This window comes from Lysinibacillus sp. GW823-FHT06C08, from assembly GCF_058795135.1.
Genome location: NZ_JBXAHN010000009.1, coordinates 65124 through 88198, shown reverse-complemented (window position 1 = coordinate 88198; position 23075 = coordinate 65124). Strand labels below are relative to the sequence as shown.

Genomic DNA, 23075 nt, shown 5'->3' with positions numbered 1-23075 from the left:
GTAATTTATATACACGAATAATAATCTGCACAATTCAATTAGAGTAAGGGGAAATAACTATGACCATTCTTCTAGTAGATGACAATCAAGTCAATTTATTTGTCATTGAAAAAATACTGAAAAATGCAGGTTATGAGCACTGTGTTTCTCTTTCATCTGCTAATGAGCTATTTGATTATTTACAATTAAATGAACCAAATCCAACAGGAAGCTCAGTTGATTTAATTTTATTGGATATTATGATGCCTGAAGTAGATGGTATAGAGGCCTGCAAACGTATTAAACAAATTGAAAGATTGAGAGATATTCAAATTATCTTTGTTACAGCGCTCGAAGATAAAAACAAACTCGCAGAAGCATTAGATATCGGGGGCGTAGATTATATTACAAAACCGATTAATAAAACGGAATTGCTTGCTAGAATACGAGTTGCCCTACGTTTAAAAGCTGAATTAGATTGGCACACTCAACATGAAAAAAAAATACAATACGAATTGGATTTAGCTACTCATGTGCAAAGAAGCCTGCTTAGTCCACCGTTAAATGAAAAGGATATTCGTTTAGAAGTCTCTTACCTACCATCCTCTAACTTGGCAGGTGATATGTACTATTGGCATAAAATAGATGATCATCGTTATGCCATTATTTTATTGGACATGATGGGCCATGGTATATCTGCAGCGCTAGTTTGTATGTTTATCTCCTCGGTTTTAAGAGAGGCTGTTAAACAATTAAACGACCCTGAACTTGTTATTAAAGAACTGAATCGTTATATGACCCTGTTGCAAGATGGCAAGGATGAAAATCTTTATTATTTCACAGCGATTTATTTAGTGATTGATACGAAACAAAAAACAATCGAATACATAAATGCTGGTCATCCTGCGGGGTACGCATTAATTGATGAGGAAACTTGTGTTCCATTAAATCAAGGTAGCTGTGCAGTCGGCTTTTTCGATGAAATTAATGTCAAAAAACAATATATACAATACGAAAAAAATGTACAAATTGTTATGTTTACAGATGGTGTCTTAGAGGCAATGGGACCTTGTGAAATAGAATCAGAAAAGCATTTGCAAACGCTAACATCCTCTAAATGGGACTATGCTCAACCCCTCATCGACAACCTATTACCTAAGGACAAACAAAACAATCAACCGGATGATATGTGTGTCTTAATGATCCAAGCCCGTGCTGCTGATTAAATAAAAAGAAAGAGGCTACCTCCATCCTAGGTAGCCTCTTTCTCTTTAATCTATTTTTTGATAAATCCTTTCATTCCCAACAACTTCCCTATAATTCGAAATAACCTCTTCAAAGCGCAATGTTTCCTTATCGCCTAAACATAAAAACCCCTTGTCACTTAGGCTTTCATAAAACAAATGATGGACCTGACTTTGCAGCTGAGGTGAAAAATAAATAAGGACATTTCTACATAAAACAACATGAAATTCATTAAATGATTGATCTGTCACTAGGTTATGCTGGGCAAAAATAATATTCTTCAATAATGTTGGATGGAAATAAGCATATTGATAATCTGTCTTATAGTATTCCGAAAAAGCATGGGCTCCTCCTGCAAGCATATAGTTTTTCGTATATGCCTGCATTTTATGAATTGGAAAGACACCCTTCTTCGCCTTTTCTAATACTTGCTCATTCATATCTGTTGCATAAATTACAGCCTTGTCTATAAGCCCTTCCTCTTGAAGCAAGATGGCCATAGAATAAACTTCCTCACCAGTTGCGCAGCCAGCATGCCAAATCCGGATTTCTTGGTATTCTCGTAAGGCGGGGATCACTTTTTCACGAAATGCCTTAAAAAAACTAGGGTTGCGGAACATTTCCGTGACATTGATTGAAAAATCATTTAACAGCTGCTCTAAAAATTCCTGCTCATGAATAACCTTTTCCTGAACACGAGAAATGGTTGGAATGCTATTTATTCTCATCCTATTAAAAATTCGACGTGAAATGGAAGAACGGTTATATTGCCGAAAATCATAACCTGATAAACGATAAATAGCCTCTAATAACAAATCAATTTCTAAATTTGTTTGCTTATTCAATTGTATATTTTGCTCCAATGGCTCAAAATGTTCCATCTTTATAAACTCCCTTTAGAAACTAACCATACTCTTAAAACGGATATTAATTGATCTAAATTTAATGGTTTACTAATATAATCAGATGCACCAGCTTGCAATGATTTATCACGATCATTCTTCATAGCCTTCGCCGTCAGAGCGATAATCGGTAGATCTGTCCGCTTCATTTGTTGGCGAATAATAGTCATTGCTTCATAACCATCCATATTCGGCATCATAATATCCATAAGCACTAAATCAATCTCATGATGAGCTTGCAAAACCTCTAAACATTCCAGTCCATCTTTAGCCACTAAAATGTTCATACCTCTTGTTTCAAGTGCCGTTTTCAAGGCATAAATATTACGGTTATCATCGTCGACGATTAAAATATTTTTCCCTTGGAAAACCTCTACCTCATGTTTTAAAGCTTCCCTATTATCCTGCGCCGGCTCTTCTCTAGGTGCCTCTTCCTCCATTGTCACAGCTACCTCATTTAAAGCAGCAAGCTTATCGCAATGATCTTCTTCAACTCCATTTGGTAAGCTTGGAATCGTTAACGTAAAGATACTACCTTGTCCCTCTTCACTTTGCAGTGTAATCCAACCACCGAGTAGTTTCGCAAACTCCTTACAAATTGAAAGACCCAGTCCTGTTCCACCATATTTTCGAACAGTAGCCCCATCTGCTTGCTGGAATGACTCAAAGATCAATTGATGCTTGTCTTTTGGAATTCCTATACCGGTATCTGAAACAGTAATTTCTAACCAATCAGCGCTAATATCTTGCATATTGCTTGTAAGCTGGCTCTGTGCAAGCTGGTTAATGGCTAAAGTTACAGATCCATGTTCCGTAAACTTAAAGGCATTTGATAATAAGTTCTTTACTATTTGCTGGAATCTCTTTTCATCTGTATAGAATACATCGACAACATTATCTGCCTTTGAAATATGGAAATCTATATTTTTCTTCATTGCGACAGGTGCAAAAGTATGCTCAATTTGAACAGGTACTTCGCTCACATTTACTTCATTAAAAATGATATCTAGCTTCCCTGCCTCCACTTTTGATAAATCTAAAATATCATTAATCAACGCAAGCAAATCCTCACCTGATGAATGGATTACCTTCGCAAATTCAGCTTCCTCATCTGTTAAGTGGTCTTGGTTATTTTCTGCGAGCATCTCTGACAAAATTAATATGCTATTTAAAGGCGTTCTAAGTTCATGTGACATATTCGCTAAAAACTCCGATTTATAATTAGAATTAAGTATAAGCTGTTCTGCACTTTCCTCTAATTCCTGCTTCGCCTTCTCTAGCTCGCGTGATTTGGTCTCTGCCTCTTTCGTTCGCTCTTCAAGCTGCTCGTTAATCATCGTCAGCTCTTCTGTCTGCATTTGTAATTCCTCAGATTGTGTTTGAAGTTCTTCTGATTGAACTTGTAACTCCTCGGTCATCGCTCTTGATTCATTCAATAATCGAACAATTTCCATCCGCCCTAATACACCGTTGACGGTTAAGCCAAAGGTTTCAGTCACCTGCTTCATTAGCTCCTGCTGTAATGCATTAAATTTTGTCATTGTAGCTAACTCAACAACGGCAATGACTTCATTTTCAAAAATAACAGGAATCAATAAAATATGTTGTGGTCTTATTTCACCTAGCCCTGTTCTAATTAAACGATAATCTTGCGGAATATTATCATAAAATAACACTCTTTTTTCTAATGCACATTGACCAATTAAACCTTGTCCTACCTTAAAGCTCTCCCTACCGACACCATCTTCTCCGTCAGCAAAAGCAGCCTTTTTCATAAATAGTACTTGTTCCTCTGCCTCTTCCCGAACATAGAATGCTCCAAGAGATGCCTCAGTTTTCTGTGCCATTTCTGATAGGAAAGTTTCAGCCAATTTCGTAATAGCTGAAATACCTTGATATTTTGTTACGATATCAGCAATATTCGTTTGTAACCATTCTCTCTTCTCGACCGATTCCAATAATAGATTGGTCGCATCGGCGAGCTCATTAATTTCATCATTTGTATTAACATGTATCCTTCTTTTAAAATCGCCCTTCGTAGCAGCCATTTCCTGAATCGTTTGTGTGACCTCTGTTATAGTTTTTACAATGGAACGAGAAATTCCACTTGCTATGACAATAGCAATTACAGAAACAAAAATTAAAATCCCAAATAGACCACTAGTTAATTGACTATTTTGTTTGTCTAACTGAGCAGCCTTTGCTTGTGTGTAAGTATTTTCAGTTGCACGGAATGCATCGAATAATTTGCGCATCTTCTCCATATCTTGGCGTCCATTATCCACTTTAAAAAATTCCGTTAATGCTTTTGTATTCCCGTCCTTTTTATATTGAATAGTTGGTCCACCCGTTGTTTCAATCCAATGCTCGATCGTTTCCTCAATCTCTTTTAATTTTTCCTGCTGGGTTGGTTTATCTTTCATTTGCTGATAAAGATCATTAAAATCTATTTTCCAGTTTTCCGCTCCATTATCATACGGCTCCAGATAACTAGGTTCACCCGTAATAATAAACGCTCGCTGACTTGATTCCATATCCAATATATATTTTTCAATATCATTGGTTAAAGTTTTCACATTAGAGTCGTACTTAATAATAAAATTTCTTTCCTTTTGCAAAGAAGTAATTTGATTATTTAGGATGATCACTGATGCAAGTAAGCAAAGAATAATGATGATATAACCTAATGTAATCTTGGAGCGTATACCCAATTTAAATTTATTTAACATTTGGTTTTCCTACCTTTACCTTTCTTGTACTCTATTTTTGTTATAAATGTGACTAGAATATTAACTTAAACTCTCCTATAAAGAAATTTTGCAGCCTGCGCATTAATAAGTCTTAGTTTCTCACATATACATTTTATATTGAACCATTTTTAACTAAGGAGAGAATGCATGTGGACATATTCGTAAGGCCAGGAGATTCCCTTTGGCATTTCAGTGAAGTGTTTAAAATACCTCTTCCACTCATTTTAGATTCCAATCCCAATATAAATCCTCAATTTTTAAGAGTCGGGCAACGCGTTCGTATTCCTGGATTTGTGACCATTGACTATCAAGTAAAACAAGGGGATTCTCTTTGGCAAATTGCACAAAGATATAATCTCACACTTGTTGCCTTATTACTCGTAAACCCAGGTGTTAATCCAAGTCAATTACAAATTGGCCAGATGATTCACATACCTCAACGCATAACATGGCGCTTAATTGACGGTAAGCAAAATTATACGTACAACATCATGATGAATGATATTCAAAGGCTCGTTAACGCCTATCCATTTCTTCGCAATTCTATCATTGGTAGCTCTGTGTTAGGTAAGGAATTACCCGAGCTATTAATTGGTAATGGAGCTAAACGTGTTCACTATAATGGCTCCTTCCATGCAAATGAATGGATTACCACACCTATTATTCTAACATTTTTAAATGACTATTTGCTCGCTCTCACGAACCAAAATAATATGAATGGACTTTCTTTATTCCCTCTTTATCAGCAAACGACCCTATCCGTAGTACCAATGGTGAATCCTGATGGCGTCAATTTAGTCATACAAGGCCCCCCAAATGATGAATCATTAAAAAATCAACTTATCTCATGGAATAATGGTAGCTCTGATTTTTCTGGCTGGAAAGCAAACATCCATGGTGTTGATTTAAATGACCAGTTTCCTGCTGAATGGGAATTAGAAAGTGCCCGTAACCCGAAAACTCCTGGGCCTAGAGATTATGGCGGAGAAAAACCTTTGTCTGAGCCTGAGGCCATTGCAATGGCAGATTTGACCAAGCAGCGTGATTTTGCTAGAGTACTAGCCTTTCATACACAGGGCCGCGTTATTTATTGGGGCTTTGAAAATCTTGAACCACCTGAATCAGAGGTGCTTGTGAATGAGTTTAGTCGAGTGAGTGGCTATGAACCCATACAATCTGCTGGGAGCTATGCAGGCTATAAAGATTGGTTTATCCAAGATTGGCGTAGGCCAGGTTTTACCGTTGAATTAGGAAGTGGCACAAACCCTCTACCGATAAGTCAATTTGATGATATTTATGAGGAAGCTAAGGGAATCTTTCTTGCAGGATTATATATGTAGAACAATATGATCGATAACTCCACTCGCTATACAGCGAATGGAGTTCTTTTTTCGAGCTCTAAAAAAAGAAAATAAATTACTTTGACAGGCAGAGTAATGTTTGCTAATATTACTCTGACAGATAGAGCAATAAAATGAAGTAGGTGACTTATGGTTCGCAGTGATATTATCCGAGGACACTTGGATTCGATTATTTTACGGCTCATTTCAGAAAAAGACCGCTATGGCTATGAAATTTCTCAGGAAATAAGTCTCCGTACAAATAATCGATTTCAGATTAAAGAAGCAACTTTGTATGCTGTTTTTCAACGTCTTGAGAAAAAAGAAATTATTGAAGCCTATTATGGAGATGTTTCACATGGTGGCAAAAGAAAGTATTACCGCATTACCTCATTAGGAAAGGCCTATTTAAATGAGTTAGTGAAAGAATGGTCGGAAGTAAAAGAAATTATTGATTTATTTATGGAGGGCGTCGAATGAAGAGAATAAAAAACCATATTGATGAGCTGTTTAAGGATATTCCTCACAACAATGAAACGGAAATGGTTAAACAAGAAATTATTGAAAACCTTGAAGAGAAAGTATTTTATTTGATGGACCAAGGAAAGGAACAAGAGGATGCCATCAATAAAGCAATTGTAGAGTTTGGAGACATAGAAGATTTAAAAAAAGAACTGGGCGTTAAGGTGCCTGCTAAGAAAAATATGGCTAAATTAAATTTAGAATTCTCTCTTTGGGGTAGTGGCTTAATTATTGCATTCTTTATATTTATTAATCTTTATTACACACCACAAACAATTTGGGCAATCTATCCAATCTTCGCCATCCTTTGGTGGCCATTGTCTATGTACTTTGTATGGTCTCGTAAGAGATGGGGTGAATAAACATGAAGAATTTTATTAACTTCTCACTAGCTGGGAGCATCATGACAATGATTTTTTTAGGTATCGTCAATTTCACGACATCGTCCCAAACAATGTGGTTTATCTATCCTTGCCTACTGCTATTGCTTTGGCCAATTACGATCATCTGTATGTATAAAAGAATGTATAAACAATATTCAATTATTTGTAGTACGGTGATTATCGTGTTTCTTATTATAGAAAACTATATTTACACACCAGATCATCTATGGTTCATTTACGCCATTTACCCTATTCTCTGGTGGCCAATTCTGATGTACTTAGATGAAAAAGCAAAAACGCTAAAAGTCGCACTGATCGGCTGTGCTTCTACTATTATTTATTATGCTTTAGTAAACATCATTTTATCACCTCAATACCCTTGGGCAATCTATCCTGCATTTTTAGTTATGTGGTGGCCCCTAGCTTTATACCATGCTCAACGAAAAACATTTGTGGCTTTCTCCGTCACTGCTACATTATTAATAAGTATCTTTTTTATCATCGTCAATATTGTTTCTTCCCCAGGAGTTATATGGGCAATCTACCCTATTTTTGTTACGCTTTGGTGGCCTCTGAGTATGTATTTCTATGTGTATAAAAGAAGAATGTATCAAGGAACATTCGCGAAACGCATGTAAGGAAGGAAGGAATACGATGAAGACATATATTCATTTTATTAAATATTTTGTTATAGTCATTGTACTTTTACTCGTATTGATGCTTCTCTTCCCAACGTGGACCTCCTCCATAAAAGGCTCTAACAGCATTAGCGTTTTAGAGCAAGTCGAAATTAATGGCACTGGTCATGAAATGATGATCCGTGGTTATGACAAAGAAAACCCTGTTATTATTTTTGTTCATGGCGGACCTGGTTGCTCTGAAATACCCTATGCAGAAAAATACCAACATTTACTAGAAACTGAGTTTACTGTGGTCCATTATGATCAGCGAGCTAGTGGGAAGTCCTATCATTTTTTCGAGGACTATTCTAATCTCTCTTCAGATTTGCTTGTGGAGGATTTATTGGCACTGACTGATTATATAGCGAAACGACTAGACAAAGAAAAAGTCATCTTAATTGGTCATTCCTATGGCACATATATTGCTACACAAGCAGCCGCTAACGCCCCTGAAAAATATGAAGCTTATATTGGGGTAGGACAAATGAGCAATACAATCGAAAGTGAGATCGATAGTTTAAATTTCACTATCCATCAGGCCCAACTGCAAGGTAACAAGGAAGATGTTGTACATTTACAACAGTTAGCTAATGAAATTAAGGCTGGTACAATGTTTACGCCTCGAAATTATGTCAATAAATATGGTGGTGCTACTAGATTAATTGATAATCCTGATGGAAATATGCTAGGGATGCTATTCAGCAAAGAATATAATTTATTAGATATTATCCGTTACAACTATGGCTTATCCTTGTCTCAAGAAGCTTTATTAAAAGAGGTCATGCAGCACCCCCTACCAGCAAAGGTCCAAAAGCTTGATTTACCCTTCTATTTTTTAATGGGCAACTATGATTATCAAACATCCTCACAAGCAGCCAAAAATTACTTCGACCAAATTAGCGCAGAGAAAAAAGAATTTATAGCTTACGAGCAATCTGCACACTATCCACAATTCGAAGAAAAGGAAAAATTCTTTGAATGGATGCACGCAACTTTTAAACAATAAATGCTTATTTCTTTAGAGGTATAGTATTCTTGGAAAGATATATTCACTTGCTATATAATTCAATTATTAAATATTTTAACGGACGTGATTATATGGCTGACAGTCTACTTAATGTAGAAATCATTATGAAAGAAATGCTAGAAATACAACAAAAATCGAAAATGTTTGTAGACCTTTTATCTGAAGGAGAAGCGTTATCGCAAAACCAGCTAATCCTACTTCTACAACTTAAAATAAATAACGGTATGAAAGCGACAGAAATTGCAGATTTTTTTAGTGTGACACCTGGAGCTGTAACCTCTATGTGCGATAAACTGGAAAAACTAGCGCTCATACAACGGATAAGAGAAAATAATGATCGTCGTGTGGTCAAAATGGTTTTAACAAGTACTGGTGATGAAAAGGTCCAAGAAATCTTTTTAAAATTTCCCCAAGATAAACTTATAGACATGGCCACTATTTTAAGCGAAGTAAACAAGCTAATGAATAAAATCTTTTAGGATTTCAATAAACTTGAAATCCTTTTTTTATTGGTTAGTTCTTGACAAATGGAAGTCGCATATAATTTAATTAATATATATTTTAATAATTAAAATATATATTAATTAAATTATAATGAGGTGACTTTTTATGTTTCAAAACCTTCGTACCCTTACCCTAACAAATGGTCGTATTAAAAATCTAGATGCTGATTACGAGCAATTAAATATCCGAGGAGCTGTAGCAATCCAACAGGAAGTACGTCTAAAAAAGGTATCTACTCATGGCCATAGTTCCTTTTATTTCCCTGTTATCGTCCAATCCTTTACTAGTACAGGTTCTTGTACTTTAAAGGATTATTGCGAAATGGAGGAGCTAATGAATGCGGGTAACATAAAAATACGTAGTGGTCATATTCAAAAGATTAATAGCTCTGGAAAATTGGTAGCTGAAGAGAAATTACAGTGCGAGAAGCTCGATGCTATTGGAATTGTAAAAGCTGCAGAAATAACGGCTGAGCATTTTCACTTAAAATTGTCAGGAGAGAGTGAAATTCACCTGTTATCCGCTGAAAATATTTTTGTGGAAAAGGATAGGGTCACACTACTTTCATTTTTGAAGAAAAAATTAAGTTGCCATACTATTAGCGGCAAACACTTGAAACTAGCCTATACCAAAGCAAAAATTGTGGAAGGTGATTTTGTTACAGTTGGAGAAAATTGTCATATTGAAACACTGTACTATTCAGATGACTATACTATTGCTTCTAACGCAAAGGTGCAGCACATTATACGGAGGGAAAAAGAGTGATATTGCTAAAATGGCTACAAGCTTTTTTTGGCTCATTAGCACTAGTTGTATTGTCCGTATTGTACGCTGGCTTATTGTTAAGTGGCATTCTTTCCCTATTAGCTGGCTTTTTAAGAACATTTGGATTTCATCAAATTAAGATGAGTGTTTGGTATGGTGTAGAATTACCCGTTACATTAAGCATTCCTCTAGCATTGCTAGTAGCCATACTGCTATTCTTTTGTGCAAGTTATGTCAAACGTTCTATAGCTTTTTGCTTCTCGAAAATCAGAAATTAATATGGAAGAGCGTTAAAGGAATAGTACTTTAACGCTCTTCTACTAGCTTATTTTGTATGACTTGACCGCTTATCATGAAATAGGGAACGCACGAAGTAAATTTTACTGTATTATGAGAGTTCCCCTTCAAGAAATTGAATGAGATACATTTCTGGCCTAGCGCGGAAATCTGTAAAACTACTTAAATCTGCATATACCTCATGCTCCAAATCGTAACAACCTACCTGTCCCTTTGGGTTCCATACTAATTGCAAATCAGAGTACTGATCGATAGTAGCTGAAATACGGAGCAGTTTTTGACCGCCAACTTTCATCTCAATTGTTTCCGTCAGTTTGAAAAAATCGATGTATTGAATATTATAATTATTGACTGCAAGCTTAAGTTGTAATTGATCATCTGTCAGAAAATTGAGCAGCTCACTCGGTAATTTATATTTTTTTAATTCATATTTTTTATTTTCTATATGATGAAGCTCAGCAGGTTCTAACGCCTTCAAATATTGAGCTATCTCTATATTTTTTATACTTACTGCAATGTTGTACGCTCTTTCCCCATCCTTCTCTGTTAATGAAATATCAGCCCCCCGCTCAACTAAATACCTCACCATAGCTATATGACCCATACGTGTCGCAATCGTTAATGGTGTAGGCTCATACGGATAAACCATATCAGGCTTTTGATAATTAATATCTACCCCTTGATCAAGTAAATAGGTAACCATATTTTTGTCATAATTTGATACAGCCTGACGTAATACTGCCCCACCATATTGTTTTATATCAAGCCCAAGTTCATGAATGAGCGGGATATTTTTCTTATTACCATAGTAGGCCTGCGAGTAGGCACCAGATCCAACGCGATTATGTCCATCTAATTTTGCCCCATGTGAAACGATATAGCGGATTATATTCTCCTTACAATATCGAACAGCTCTTAAAAAAGAAGGATTTTGATCAACATTCAAAATAACATGATAGTCGATTAATAGCTTTACAACATCCAACTTTTGAGCGATCAATGCTAGATCTAAGGGACTTAATGATATGTGCTTACTTAAAATAATATCTTCTTCAATATCCCAGCCATTTACTTTTGCAACTTGTAATGCAGCTATATTACCAGTATAAATATGCATGGCAATTTCGGGCATTTCCTGAAATGTTCCAATATCTTTTAATTTAATCATCTAATGCTCGGCTCCCTTCCTATGCTTATAAAAAGTATAGAAAATAACATCCTATTAAACAACGGGGCATAATACTTACAATGAATACCAAACAATAAAATTTATATTAAAAAGGGAGCTTTTTATTGAAAATTTCCCAGGAAAAGATGACCATAAAAAAGCTCCTAATCGCAAATGGATTAAGAGCTTTTTAAACATCTATATAATTGATTTTTATTTCAAACGAAGTGCTTCATCTGTTGTTGCATTAATTTCTTTCAGAAGCTCTGGGTGTTCTGCTAATGATAAACCGTAAGAAGGAATCATTTCTTTAATTTTTGCTTCCCACTCTTTAATATGTTGAGGGAAACATTTATTAATAACTTCTAGCATTACATGTACAGCTGTAGAAGCACCTGGTGAAGCTCCAAGTAAAGCTGCAATTGATCCATCGGCTGCACTTACAACCTCTGTACCAAATTGAAGTGTTCCTTTACCGCCTGCTTCAGTGTCTTTAATAACTTGTACACGTTGACCCGCTACGATAATATCCCAATCATCACTCTTTGCATTTGGAATAAATTCACGTAATTCTTCCATACGTTGCTCTTTTGAAAGCATAAGTTGTTGGATTAGATATTTTGTTAATCCCATTTCTTTAACGCCTGCCGCTAATAAAGTTGTAATATTATGCGGTTTTACAGAGGCAAATAAATCCATGTTTGAACCTGTTTTTAAGAATTTCGGTGAGAAACCTGCAAATGGTCCAAATAGTAACGACTTCTTATTATCAATATAACGTGTATCTAGATGCGGAACTGACATTGGTGGAGCACCCACTTTTGCTTTTCCGTATACTTTTGCATGATGCTGTTCAGATACTTCTTGGTTATTACATGCTAGGAATAAACCGCTAATTGGGAATCCACCAATATGTTTACCTTCAGGAATACCTGATTTTTGTAGTAATTCTAGGCTTCCTCCACCAGCTCCAAGGAAGACAAATTTTGCTGAATGATATTCCATTTTACAGCCGTCTAAATCATGCACACGCACTTCCCATGAACCATCACTAGCTTGTTTTAAACTTTCAACACTATGATTGTAGTTAACATCCACGTCATTTGCTTTTAAGTGGTCAATTAACATACGTGTTAAAGCACCAAAGTTAACATCTGTACCCGTGTCAATTTTTGTTGCAGCAATGTCTTCACCATCAGGACGATCTTCCATAATAAGTGGAATCCATTTTTTTAGTGTTTCAGGGTCATTTGAAAATTCCATTCCTTCAAATAAAGGATTTTGGATCATTGTCTCATGACGTTTTTTAAGAAACTCAACATTTTCTTTCCCTTGCACTAAACTCATATGTGGTAAAGGCATAATGAAGTCTTGTGGATTATTGATCAGCTTATTGTTTACAAGATAAGACCAAAATTGTCTTGAAACCTGGAACTGTTCATTAACATTAATCGCTTTTTTGATATCGATTGATCCGTCTTTTTTCTCTGAAGTGTAGTTCAGCTCACATAGTGCAGCATGTCCAGTCCCCGCATTGTTCAATTCGTGAGAACTTTCTTCTCCTGCTTTCTCAAGCTTTTCAAACACTGTAATTTTCCAATCTGGTGCTAATTCTTTGAGTATTGTTCCCAAAGTTGCACTCATGATTCCGGCACCAATTAAGATAACATCTGATTTTATTTGTCTGTTACTCATTTTTACCTTCCTTATATGTTAAGATTTGCAGAAAGGATGTAAGCACTCCTGCTTTAGAAGTACTGTAAGCCATGGAGCAACCTCGGAGCACACCATTTCTGTATCAATTATTACCTTATTGCAGTTTATCACAATTAGTTCAAGAATAAAATATCAACTATTTATATGAGAGTTATCAGCTTTTTTCGAGCCTTTATCATCATAATTCAAGCAAAAAACTCATTTTTTATTAGACACAAAACTAGGATATTTTAAGTTTTATGGAATAACGGACCTAAAAATGGTTGACATTTTCATAAAAAATATATTCTCTTTTATTATTATATCTGTATAGTAACATAAAAACTGACACGCGTCTCATATCAGAATGAGGCAGATTAACCTTCTATTGGGCTTTTTACATGCCAGTCATCTATACAAAAACCACCCATTTGTTTTAACACATAACTAACCAATGCCTCCAATGATTCCAACATCTGTTCAGTATTGCTCTCTTTCAGAGCATGCAGAAACATTTGTTTAAAGTGCTCATCAGGAAAGGCTGACTTCATATACTTTTGCAGGTAGATAGGATCTACAAGATAGGCATGGATTTGATAAGTAGGAATCGTATCCACATTTAAAAACTGTCCATACTCCATAAACAAAGTCGCTAATGCATGATGATAAACAAAGATAAAGTCTCCTCTCTTTTGCTCATAACAGTCTTTTGTATTATCCAACATATCCCATAATCCATATTTTTTTAATTCTAGAACCGTTTTATTAATTGTTTCATAATTTTTCTCTTGCCATGCATATGCCTCTAATTTTAATTCTTTTATTATTCCAGTATAATCAAATAAAATTTGCCCTGTTTGAAATTGTACCATCGACATGGTCCTATGTTTATTAAAATCATCTTGGAAATATCGCCGAATTTGACCTGGTGGATTAGCAAAGTATTCAATCAAAAAGCCATCAACTATTTGATTACCTCTTTCTCGCCATTTCACATCATTTGATAAAATAATATGTACATCTATATCAGATCGTTCGGAAGGATGTCCTGTAACATAACTCCCACATACTAACGCGCCAACTACTTCATCTCTGCCCTGCCAATCGTTCAAAAATGTTTCGAGTGCTTTTCTCCAATTTGCCAACGTCATCCATTTCCCCTCTTTATTATGTATTTCCTTCAAAACCTAGCAATCCCCCGACAATTGCTTTTGAATGATTGCTGCAACTTCCTATAAATAACGAATGTATTCAATAAAATCCTTCGAGAGTGTATTTCTTGAAGGATTTTGATATGGAGCCACTATTAAAATAGATCAGATAAAAAACTTTGCATGGATGTTGGCAAAAATTGATAGAATAATCCTTCATATTTGATATCGAGTATACCCGCAATGATCATTACAACAACTGCTACTGCTAAAAAGACTTTCTTATTTTTAGAAATCCACTTCAATAGATTCCACTCCTCTAACTTTATAGTAAACATATTTAAGTATAGATGAGGATCATACAAAATAGTAATCCCTATTTATGTGTGTCACCTCAGTCTGCAATGCGACATAAATTAAATGAAGGAACAAGAATGATTTTAGAAGGGAATGGCTATGGTAAATTTTAAATCTTTTCGTGGTGTCATTACACAAATTAGTGATTTTCCAGTGGGGCAAAATGGGGACAGGGATGGTTGTTATAAAATGATGAGTGTGGAAGATGGTGTAGGCGGAGTTGTCAACTTTGTCATTTCTCCTTCTACTTATTTTGTGAATCAAGAAGTAGTTACGGCTGGTGAATGGGTCACTGGGTATTATGATGGGGATGCACCTGTACCTATGATTTATCCACCACAATATCGTGCATTAATTGTAGTAAAAGAAAATAACTTCCAAAACGTAAAGGTAGATTTTTTTAATCAACAATTGGTGAGTAGCGATGGGCAATTACAATTAAACCTGTCCCCTTCAATCGTTATGTCACTTAAAAATGGGCAACCTTTTACCAAAAGCCCTGCTAATCGAAACCTGATTGTTATGTATGGTCCTACTACTAGAAGTATACCTGCCCAAACTACCCCATATGAGATTATCGTTTGGTGTTAAGAAAAAGTTTGACGGCTTAAGTCCATCCACTTGAACTTAAGCCGTTTTTGTTTGCTACTGTCCAGACATATTTTCTTTCATTTCATGTAGCTGCTGCTTGATTTGCTCTAGATATTCTTTATTTTGCTGCACTGTATCCAAATGCTCGCCATATTGCTCTGCATTGAGACGTGCATTTTCTGCATGTTTGATTTGATCAAAGGCATGCTCGATAGCCATTTCCTCAGGGTGTGATTTCGCATGCTTTAACATACGATCCGCCTTTTGCACCGAGTTACTAAATAATGTACTTGGATGATCCTGCTTCCAACTTGTATCTGAGTGTTTTGCCAATCTACTCTCTTCCCTTCTTTAAAAAGTTTTCATTGTTCAAATGTAGTATTATGAAATGCTCAGAAAATATGTATGGAAAGTATATTAGATAACACAATATTTCCCAGGCTATAAGTGAAGAACTAAGGTATCTACCCTAGTTCTTCTCGATGTGTTGAATAGTTGTCAAATATAAACTAGTGCCACGCAGTACGCTCACTGACTGGTTGTTTGATACCTGTTTTTCCTTTAGTTTCAGCAAAATTATTAACCTGTGCTGAAGATGTATCAAGTTCAAATTCAGAACCAAACTCTTCCTGGAGCTTTTGTCGAGGTTGGTTTGTTATGCTTGCACTTCTCGTTTCATTTGCTTTAGCATCTTTACGATTTGTATTCATATTTGACATAACCATCCTCCACTAATTATTTGAGAAGCTTTTAAACATTCATGCGTTTTAAAACTTCTCACTGTAAAGTTTGTCCATGTAAAAAGAATGCATGTACAATAAATTTTTTATTTTTACGAAGATTATCGTGAAGGCTCTTTCCTCGACGTCTCATTGTTATTCCTTTTATGTCGCTTGCAATCTTATTTTCTTTCTGACTATAATACTTGTATACAAGTATACTGAAATTAAAAAAGGTGATATTATGAGCGAATCTAATGATTATTTATATCCTCAAAAATGGCTTTCTAAGGCTTCAACTGGCGATCGTGTAGCTTATGAGCTTAGAATGCGTATTATTTCAGGATTAATTGAAAGCGGTACCATTCTTTCTGAAAACAAATTAGCAGCCGATTTTGAAGTAAGTCGTTCACCCATTCGTGAAGCATTAAGGACATTGGCATCTGAGAACATCATTAGACTTGAGAAAATGGGCGCTGTTGTCATTGGTTTGTCAGAGAAGGAAATAGAAGAAATATATGATGTTCGTTTACTGATTGAGACATTTGTGTTTGAGCGCCTCATTAAAATGGATACAACTAACCTAGCGCTAGAACTTAGCAAAACATTAGAAATGATGAAGGTTGCCATAAAATATAATGATGCAGATGAATTTTCTTATCAGGATGTTATGTTCCATGAAGCTATTATTCGCTCCATTGGACATTCCTATATCGGTATGATCTGGAATAATTTAAAACCAGTAATGGAAGGATTAATACTACTATCCATGCGCATGCGCTTTATTGAAAAATACGATGATTTCACTCGTATTGTAAACAATCACGAGCTATATATAGATGCTATCCGAGCTAAAGATCGAAAGCTCATGATTAAATCTTTACATGACAATTTTGACGATGTTCAAGGGACTGTGGAGGACCTATGGAGGTCTCAGCAAATGCTATCTAAAGGGGTTGAGTCACAGGATGACTAACTATATGTTAGGTGTAGATATAGGGACTACTAGCACAAAAGCTGTATTATTCAGCGAGCAAGGCAAAGTTATTCAACAAGAAAATATTGGGTATCCACTATATACACCTGATATTTCGACAGCGGAGCAAAATCCAGAAGAGATTTTTCAGGCAGTACTGCAAGCAATGTCAAATATTATGAAAGTCCATTCGGGCAAACCATTATTATTTGTATCCTTTAGTAGTGCCATGCATAGTGTAATTGCGATAGACGAAAATGACCGACCGTTAACTCCTGTCATTACTTGGGCGGACAATCGTAGTGAAGCATGGGCACATAAAATTAAAGACGAATGGAACGGGCATGAGATTTATAAAAGAACGGGGACCCCAATTCATCCCATGTCCCCGCTAAGTAAAATTACATGGCTTGTAAAGGAACACCCTGAACTAGCTAGTAAAACAAAAAAATATATCGGCATTAAAGAATATATTTTTAAAAAGTTCTTCAATGAATATGTCGTGGATTATTCATTAGCCTCCTCTATGGGGATGATGAATCTTCACACTTTAGAATGGGATGAAGAGGCCTTAACGGTGGCTGGAATTACAAGTGCACAATTATCAACACTCGTACCAACAACTAAATATTTCACCGACTGTCACCCAATTTTAGCTGAGCAAATCGGCATTGATCCTCAAACACCTTTTGTGATCGGTGCAAGTGATGGTGTGCTTTCAAATTTAGGAGTTAACGCCATTAAGGAAGGCGAAATTGCCGTTACAATTGGGACAAGTGGTGCCATTCGTACGATTATTAATAAACCCAAAACAGATGTAAAAGGAAGAATTTTTTGTTATGCATTAACAGAAAACCATTGGGTTATTGGGGGCCCCGTAAACAATGGAGGCATGGTTCTTCGTTGGATTCGTGATGAGTTTGCCTCTTCTGAGATTGAAACCGCTAAAAGATTAGGCATTGATCCGTACGACGTGTTAACGAAAATTGCCGAGCGTGTAAGACCCGGTGCTGATGGATTACTCTTCCATCCCTATTTATCAGGGGAGCGCGCTCCTTTATGGAATCCAGATGTACGTGGTTCATTTTTTGGTTTAACCATGTCCCATAAAAAAGAGCATATGATACGAGCTGCTCTTGAAGGGGTTATCTACAATTTATATACCGTATACCTAGCCTTACTTGAATGTATGGAAAGTCCCGTTACACGTATTCAAGCAACAGGTGGTTTTTCACGATCAGAGATTTGGCGACAAATGATGGCTGATATTTTTGAATCAGAGGTAGTAGTACCTGAAAGCTATGAAAGTTCCTGTCTTGGTGCTTGTATTTTAGGCTTATATGCAATGGGCAAAATTGATTCCTTTGAAGTGGTTGCGGATATGATTGGTGACACTTATAAACATACCCCTTTAGAAGAGGCAGCTAAAGAATATAGACAGCTACTTCCTATTTTCATTCGTTTATCAAGGGTATTAGCAGACGATTATGCATCTATTGCTCAATATCAGAGGAGCTTAATAAAGCCCGACTAAAAAGGAGGAAAATATATGCCTTTAGTTATTGTAGGTATTGGTATTATTGCACTGTTAATTTTAATAATGGTCTTTAAATTAAATACGTTTATCTCTTTAATCATTGTTTCATTTGGTGTGGCTTTAGTTCTTGGAATACCTGTAGATAGTATTGTGAAAACGATTGAAGCAGGATTAGGTGGTACACTAGGTCACTTGGCATTAATATTTGGACTTGGCGCAATGCTAGGTAAATTAATAGCCGATTCAGGGGGCGCACAGCGCATTGCTATGACCCTTGTGAACAAATTTGGAGAAAAAAATATTCAGTGGGCCGTGGTAGCGGCATCCTTTATTATCGGAATTGCCCTTTTCTTTGAGGTAGGACTAGTACTATTAATACCTATTGTTTTCGCTATTTCAAGACAATTGAAGGTATCTATTTTGTATCTAGGTATTCCGATGACAGCCGCTTTATCGGTTACACATGGATTTTTACCCCCACATCCAGGCCCTACAGTGATTGCAGGTGAATATGGGGCAAACATTGGGGAAGTATTGCTTTATGGTTTTATTATCGCCATTCCAACTGTAATTATAGCTGGGCCATTATTTACAAAGGTAGCTAAAAGATTAGTGCCTGAATCATTCAATAAAACTGGGAATATTGCCTCTTTAGGAGAGCAAAAAACCTTTGAGTTGGAGGATACTCCTAGCTTTGGCATCAGTGTTTTCACTGCATTGTTACCCGTTATTTTAATGTCCATCGCTACTATAATTACACTGCTACAAAAAACAATAGGCTTCGAGGATAACAGCTTATTAGCCGGAATCCGCTTCATCGGAGAGGCTGGTACCGCCATGTTAATTTCCTTATTAGTAGCCGTTTATACGATGGGTATAGCAAGAAAAATTCCAATTAAGCAAGTAATGGAATCCTGTACAACAGCAATCTCACATATTGGCATGATGCTGTTGATTATTGGTGGTGGCGGTGCCTTCAAACAAGTATTAATCGATGGGGGCGTCGGTGATTATGTAGCTGAGCTATTCCATGGAACTACCTTATCACCCATTCTATTAGCATGGATCATTGCTGCTATTTTACGTATTTCATTGGGATCAGCTACGGTTGCCGCTTTAACAACAGCTGGGCTAGTAATCCCTATGTTAGGCCAACATGATGTGAACCTTGCATTGGTGGTTCTTGCGACAGGTGCGGGAAGCTTAATTGCTTCACATGTTAATGATGCTGGATTTTGGATGTTTAAAGAATATTTCGGATTAAGTATGAAAGAAACGTTTGCTACATGGACGTTGCTAGAAACCATTGTATCTGTAGCTGGTTTAGGATTTATTTTATTACTTAGTTTATTTGTTTAAAAAATAGACAAGAAGGAGCGAGCATAAATGTTAAATACAATAGGCGTTATTGGTTTAGGTGTTATGGGCAGTAATATCGCCTTAAACATGGCTAATAAGGGCGAGCAAGTAGCTGTTTATAACTATACACGCGATCTAACGGACAAACTTCTACAAAAGGTCGAAGGACAAGCGCTTACTCCTTACTATGAAATAGAAGATTTTGTGCAATCTTTAGAAAAGCCAAGAAAGATCTTTTTAATGGTGACTGCTGGTAAAGCCATTGATTCAGTCATTGATTCCTTAGTGCCTTTCCTTGAAACAGGCGATGTTATTATGGACGGCGGTAACTCTCACTATCAAGATACCGAGCGTAGACATGATGAACTGATGGCTCGAGGTATCGGCTATTTAGGCATTGGCATTTCAGGTGGTGAGGTTGGAGCTTTGACAGGTCCTTCTATCATGCCTGGTGGCGATCGTGAGGTCTACGAAAAAGCGGCTCCTATTCTTACGAAAATAGCAGCGCAATTTAAGGGCACTTCATGCTGCACGTATATGGGGCCTAAAGGGGCAGGCCATTTTGTCAAAATGGTCCACAATGGTATCGAGTACGCTGATATGCAGCTTATTGCCGAGGCCTATACATTTTTAAGAAATAATGTTGGATTGTCTGTTGAGGAGATCGCTGAAATCTTTGAAACATGGAATGAAGGTGAATTAAAAAGCTATTTAATTGAAATTACAGCTGAAATTTTACGAAAAAAAGATGATGTCACAGGCTTACCTCTGATCGATATGATTCTTGATAAAGCTGGTCAAAAAGGAACTGGCAAATGGACGAGTATGCAATCCATCGATAATGGTATTCCTACTTCAATTATTACAGAGGCTTTATTCGCTCGCTATATTTCATCATTAAAAGAAGAACGAGTTCGTGCAGAAGTAGTATTAGCAGGTTCCAGCAGTACTCAGCCAAATCTCGATAAAGATATGTGGGTAGAATATGTCAGACAAGCCCTCTATATGGGGAAAATCTGTGCCTATGCACAAGGCTTTACGCAATATAAAATGACTTCAGAGCTCTATAATTGGAACTTACCATTAAAGGATATTGCGCTCATTTTCCGTAGTGGCTGCATTATACGTGCAGAGTTTTTAAATGTTATAAGCGATGCTTATGAGAAACAACCTACACTCGCTAACCTATTAATCGATCCTTACTTTGCAGAAAAAACAAAGGATTATCAAAGTGGATTGAGAAAAATTGTGTGTGAAGGTATACAGGCAGGTAATGCATTCCCATGCTTAAGTGCATCGCTCACATATTATGATAGCTATCGAACTGGTTCATCTAATGCTAATCTGCTACAGGCACAGCGCGATTATTTTGGTGCTCATACATATGAGCGAACTGATTTAGCAGGTTTTTTTCACACAGATTGGTAAGTAAAAAGCTAAAATATACATCATTGTTCAATGATTGTATATTTTAGCTTTTTCATTATCTCTATACACATGTACTCGATTACGTCCTGCTTGTTTTGCTGAGTACAGTGCTTTATCTGCTTTGTTCAAGAGTTGATATAAGGTCTCTTCCCCATTTGTCCCTTCAGCTACCCCACAGCTAATCGTAGTCGTAATGATGCCCTCTGTAGTCTTAAGCGGTTGTAGCTCTATACTCTTACAAAGCTTATTTGCTAAAGCCTCTCCCTCTACTAATGTGCATCCTCGTAACGCAAGAACAAATTCTTCACCGCCATATCTTGCAAAAAGTTCACCACGTTTTAATTCATCCTGACAAGCCTTAACGACATGAACAAGTACTTGATCACCCACTGCATGACCATACGTATCGTTGACATGTTTAAAATGATCAATATCCATTAGCACCACGGTAAATGAGGATGACATCCCTTTCGCCTCAACGTATGCTTGATTACATTGTTGAAAAAATGCACGGCGATTATAAATTTGTGTAAGCTCATCATAATAGGCCTGTTTTTCTAACATTCTTTGGAGATTTTTTACCTCCGTCATATCGGTGAAAATTAGTAATAGTCCACTACCATGATTCACATGCTGTAGTGCTGAAATACGCACTTGATATGTACGATTAGTAAGATCTAGCTCAAATTCCTGTGTCTTCACCACTCTCTCCCCTGTAAAGGGAATCGACTGCCCCGTTACCTCAAGCCATACCTTCGCAAAGTCCATGCCGAACATCGATCTCGTTAAAGATGGGATCATCTTATTACAAGCTTGATTAAATTCTATTAATCGATAACTTTCATCTAATACGATAACGCCATCATTGATACTATGAAAGATAGCATCTTTAGCGACCGGCATTACTCTAAACAAGCGCGAGGAATGAATAGACCATAAATATAACAGGGAGGAAGCCCATAAAACCATTGGAACTGGATCAATTCCTTGTGGTGTTAAGCCCAGCAAATAGACAAATGCTGTTATAATGGGAATCAACTGCCCACACATTAACGCAATTAATTGTGGTCGATAAGACTTAGCTGTTTCCTTCCAATGGGTCAGCACTAATAAAAATGCTACCAGCATGCTGGAAAATGTGAAGATGCCGTGAAGGATATACCATAAACCAATTTCCTGATGAATATAAGGAGCCCCCAAAACAGGGTCAATTTCAAATACTCGATAATGTAAATGATGGATATCATTCGTAGCAACCAACACTATACTAATAGCAGGAATAACAAGAATTCCAATGAGTTTTTTCTTTGATAATTGAAAGCCCAAATACTGCATGATAAACAATAAGCCTAAGGGTGCTGAAGTTGCCATGCCGATATATAAAATAGTTGTCCAAATCTTTATAGCCTCAAGTGATGTAGCTATTATGCAAAACGCAGAAGCAAAACAGTACACCGTTATTAAAGCTGTATAACCAATAAACAATTGAGCAATTTTTGTATAATTAAAACGTTGTAGAAAGACATATAAACATAAATACAAATTTAGTACACCTGATGTACAGCAAAGAGTAATAAAAGCGGTCAATTGTGAATTCATGTCTATGTACCTCTTTAAATTTTTATTTTTAATGTAGCATACATGCAAAACTTTGTGGATGTATTTATCACCACTAGCAGGCAAAAATCGAAGGAGTTTCA

At 36.4% G+C, this 23075-nt stretch carries 23 protein-coding genes; 14 read left to right on the top strand and 9 right to left on the bottom strand.

Annotated features, from left to right (window positions below):
• Positions 1–59 precede the first annotated feature (59 nt).
• Positions 60–1205, top strand: coding sequence for a SpoIIE family protein phosphatase (locus tag AC1Q6O_RS18725; RefSeq protein ID WP_008177860.1), 1146 nt, complete (start codon positions 60–62; stop codon positions 1203–1205).
• A gap of 45 nt (positions 1206–1250) precedes the next feature.
• On the opposite strand, the gene AC1Q6O_RS18720 is transcribed toward AC1Q6O_RS18725, so the two are convergent.
• Together AC1Q6O_RS18720 and AC1Q6O_RS18715 are read right to left on the bottom strand one after the other, a co-directional pair.
• Positions 1251–2105, bottom strand: a complete 855-nt coding sequence (locus tag AC1Q6O_RS18720) for a CheR family methyltransferase (protein ID WP_089986426.1) — start codon at positions 2103–2105, stop codon at positions 1251–1253.
• Between the two features lie 2 nt (positions 2106–2107).
• On the bottom strand, positions 2108–4855 hold the full coding sequence (locus AC1Q6O_RS18715; protein WP_107922765.1) for an ATP-binding protein: 2748 nt from the start codon (positions 4853–4855) through the stop codon (positions 2108–2110).
• A 170-nt stretch (positions 4856–5025) separates the two neighbouring features.
• Between AC1Q6O_RS18715 and AC1Q6O_RS18710 the strand changes: the two genes are divergently transcribed.
• The 8 genes from AC1Q6O_RS18710 (at position 5026) to AC1Q6O_RS18675 (ending at position 10375) form a co-directional block, all read left to right on the top strand.
• A complete protein-coding gene (locus AC1Q6O_RS18710; protein ID WP_089986428.1) occupies positions 5026–6216 on the top strand; it encodes a M14 family metallopeptidase in 1191 nt (396 codons plus the stop codon).
• A gap of 150 nt (positions 6217–6366) precedes the next feature.
• Positions 6367–6696, top strand: coding sequence for a PadR family transcriptional regulator (locus tag AC1Q6O_RS18705; protein ID WP_008177869.1), 330 nt, complete (start codon positions 6367–6369; stop codon positions 6694–6696).
• Positions 6693–7100 (top strand): permease prefix domain 1-containing protein, encoded by a 408-nt coding sequence (locus AC1Q6O_RS18700; protein WP_008177870.1) that lies wholly within the window; start codon positions 6693–6695, stop codon positions 7098–7100. Before AC1Q6O_RS18705 ends, AC1Q6O_RS18700 begins: the two co-directional genes overlap by 4 nt.
• Before the next feature lie 2 nt (positions 7101–7102).
• Positions 7103–7759: a hypothetical protein gene (locus tag AC1Q6O_RS18695; protein WP_008177871.1), complete on the top strand. Its 657-nt coding sequence runs from the start codon at positions 7103–7105 to the stop codon at positions 7757–7759.
• A gap of 16 nt (positions 7760–7775) precedes the next feature.
• Entirely contained in the window at positions 7776–8807 is a 1032-nt protein-coding gene (locus AC1Q6O_RS18690; RefSeq protein WP_089986429.1) for an alpha/beta hydrolase, read from the top strand.
• Between the two features lie 92 nt (positions 8808–8899).
• Positions 8900–9307, top strand: a complete 408-nt coding sequence (locus AC1Q6O_RS18685; protein WP_008177873.1) for a MarR family transcriptional regulator — start codon at positions 8900–8902, stop codon at positions 9305–9307.
• Positions 9308–9437: 130 nt separating this feature from the next.
• Complete coding sequence (locus tag AC1Q6O_RS18680; RefSeq protein WP_089986430.1) at positions 9438–10097, top strand: hypothetical protein; 660 nt, start codon at positions 9438–9440, stop codon at positions 10095–10097.
• Positions 10094–10375, top strand: a complete 282-nt coding sequence (locus AC1Q6O_RS18675; RefSeq protein ID WP_427422546.1) for a hypothetical protein — start codon at positions 10094–10096, stop codon at positions 10373–10375. The genes AC1Q6O_RS18680 and AC1Q6O_RS18675 overlap by 4 nt, the downstream gene beginning before the upstream one ends.
• A 110-nt stretch (positions 10376–10485) precedes the next feature.
• Here AC1Q6O_RS18675 and AC1Q6O_RS18670 read toward each other — a convergent pair whose 3' ends face one another.
• The 4 genes from AC1Q6O_RS18670 to AC1Q6O_RS18655 form a co-directional block, all read right to left on the bottom strand.
• Positions 10486–11562, bottom strand: coding sequence for an ankyrin repeat domain-containing protein (locus AC1Q6O_RS18670; RefSeq protein WP_492401953.1), 1077 nt, complete (start codon positions 11560–11562; stop codon positions 10486–10488).
• 213 nt (positions 11563–11775) lie between these two features.
• Complete coding sequence (gene mqo, locus AC1Q6O_RS18665) at positions 11776–13257, bottom strand: malate dehydrogenase (quinone) (RefSeq protein ID WP_008177877.1); 1482 nt, start codon at positions 13255–13257, stop codon at positions 11776–11778.
• 377 nt (positions 13258–13634) lie between these two features.
• Positions 13635–14408 carry a nucleotidyltransferase domain-containing protein gene (locus tag AC1Q6O_RS18660; protein ID WP_171365843.1) on the bottom strand — a complete coding sequence of 258 codons (774 nt, stop codon included), beginning with the start codon at positions 14406–14408 and terminating at the stop codon, positions 13635–13637.
• A 155-nt stretch (positions 14409–14563) separates the two neighbouring features.
• The gene (locus AC1Q6O_RS18655; RefSeq protein WP_237068916.1) at positions 14564–14713 is read right to left on the bottom strand and encodes a hypothetical protein; all 150 of its coding nucleotides are present in this window, start codon (positions 14711–14713) and stop codon (positions 14564–14566) included.
• Positions 14714–14864: 151 nt separating this feature from the next.
• Here AC1Q6O_RS18655 and AC1Q6O_RS18650 point away from each other — a divergent pair, with 151 nt between their 5' ends.
• Positions 14865–15356 (top strand): hypothetical protein, encoded by a 492-nt coding sequence (locus tag AC1Q6O_RS18650; protein WP_008177884.1) that lies wholly within the window; start codon positions 14865–14867, stop codon positions 15354–15356.
• Between the two features lie 54 nt (positions 15357–15410).
• Here AC1Q6O_RS18650 and AC1Q6O_RS18645 read toward each other — a convergent pair whose 3' ends face one another.
• Both AC1Q6O_RS18645 and AC1Q6O_RS18640 read right to left on the bottom strand, forming a co-directional pair.
• Positions 15411–15689, bottom strand: coding sequence for a hypothetical protein (locus AC1Q6O_RS18645; protein ID WP_089986434.1), 279 nt, complete (start codon positions 15687–15689; stop codon positions 15411–15413).
• Between the two features lie 176 nt (positions 15690–15865).
• Positions 15866–16075 carry a hypothetical protein gene (locus AC1Q6O_RS18640; RefSeq protein WP_036196607.1) on the bottom strand — a complete coding sequence of 70 codons (210 nt, stop codon included), beginning with the start codon at positions 16073–16075 and terminating at the stop codon, positions 15866–15868.
• A 244-nt stretch (positions 16076–16319) separates the two neighbouring features.
• On the opposite strand from AC1Q6O_RS18640, the gene AC1Q6O_RS18635 reads away from it, so the two are divergent.
• From AC1Q6O_RS18635 to gnd, 4 genes are read left to right on the top strand one after another with little or no spacing between them, the layout of a single operon-like run.
• Positions 16320–17051, top strand: coding sequence for a GntR family transcriptional regulator (locus tag AC1Q6O_RS18635; RefSeq protein ID WP_008177887.1), 732 nt, complete (start codon positions 16320–16322; stop codon positions 17049–17051).
• On the top strand, positions 17044–18585 hold the full coding sequence (gntK, locus tag AC1Q6O_RS18630; protein ID WP_171365844.1) for a gluconokinase: 1542 nt from the start codon (positions 17044–17046) through the stop codon (positions 18583–18585). The genes AC1Q6O_RS18635 and gntK overlap by 8 nt, the downstream gene beginning before the upstream one ends.
• Positions 18586–18600: 15 nt before the next feature.
• Entirely contained in the window at positions 18601–19947 is a 1347-nt protein-coding gene (locus tag AC1Q6O_RS18625; RefSeq protein ID WP_089986435.1) for a GntP family permease, read from the top strand.
• Positions 19948–19974: 27 nt separating this feature from the next.
• Complete coding sequence (gene gnd / locus AC1Q6O_RS18620) at positions 19975–21375, top strand: decarboxylating NADP(+)-dependent phosphogluconate dehydrogenase (protein WP_492401950.1); 1401 nt, start codon at positions 19975–19977, stop codon at positions 21373–21375.
• 27 nt (positions 21376–21402) lie between these two features.
• On the opposite strand, the gene AC1Q6O_RS18615 is transcribed toward gnd, so the two are convergent.
• Positions 21403–22974 carry a histidine kinase N-terminal 7TM domain-containing diguanylate cyclase gene (locus AC1Q6O_RS18615; protein WP_492401948.1) on the bottom strand — a complete coding sequence of 524 codons (1572 nt, stop codon included), beginning with the start codon at positions 22972–22974 and terminating at the stop codon, positions 21403–21405.
• Between the last annotated feature and the right edge of the window lie 101 nt (positions 22975–23075).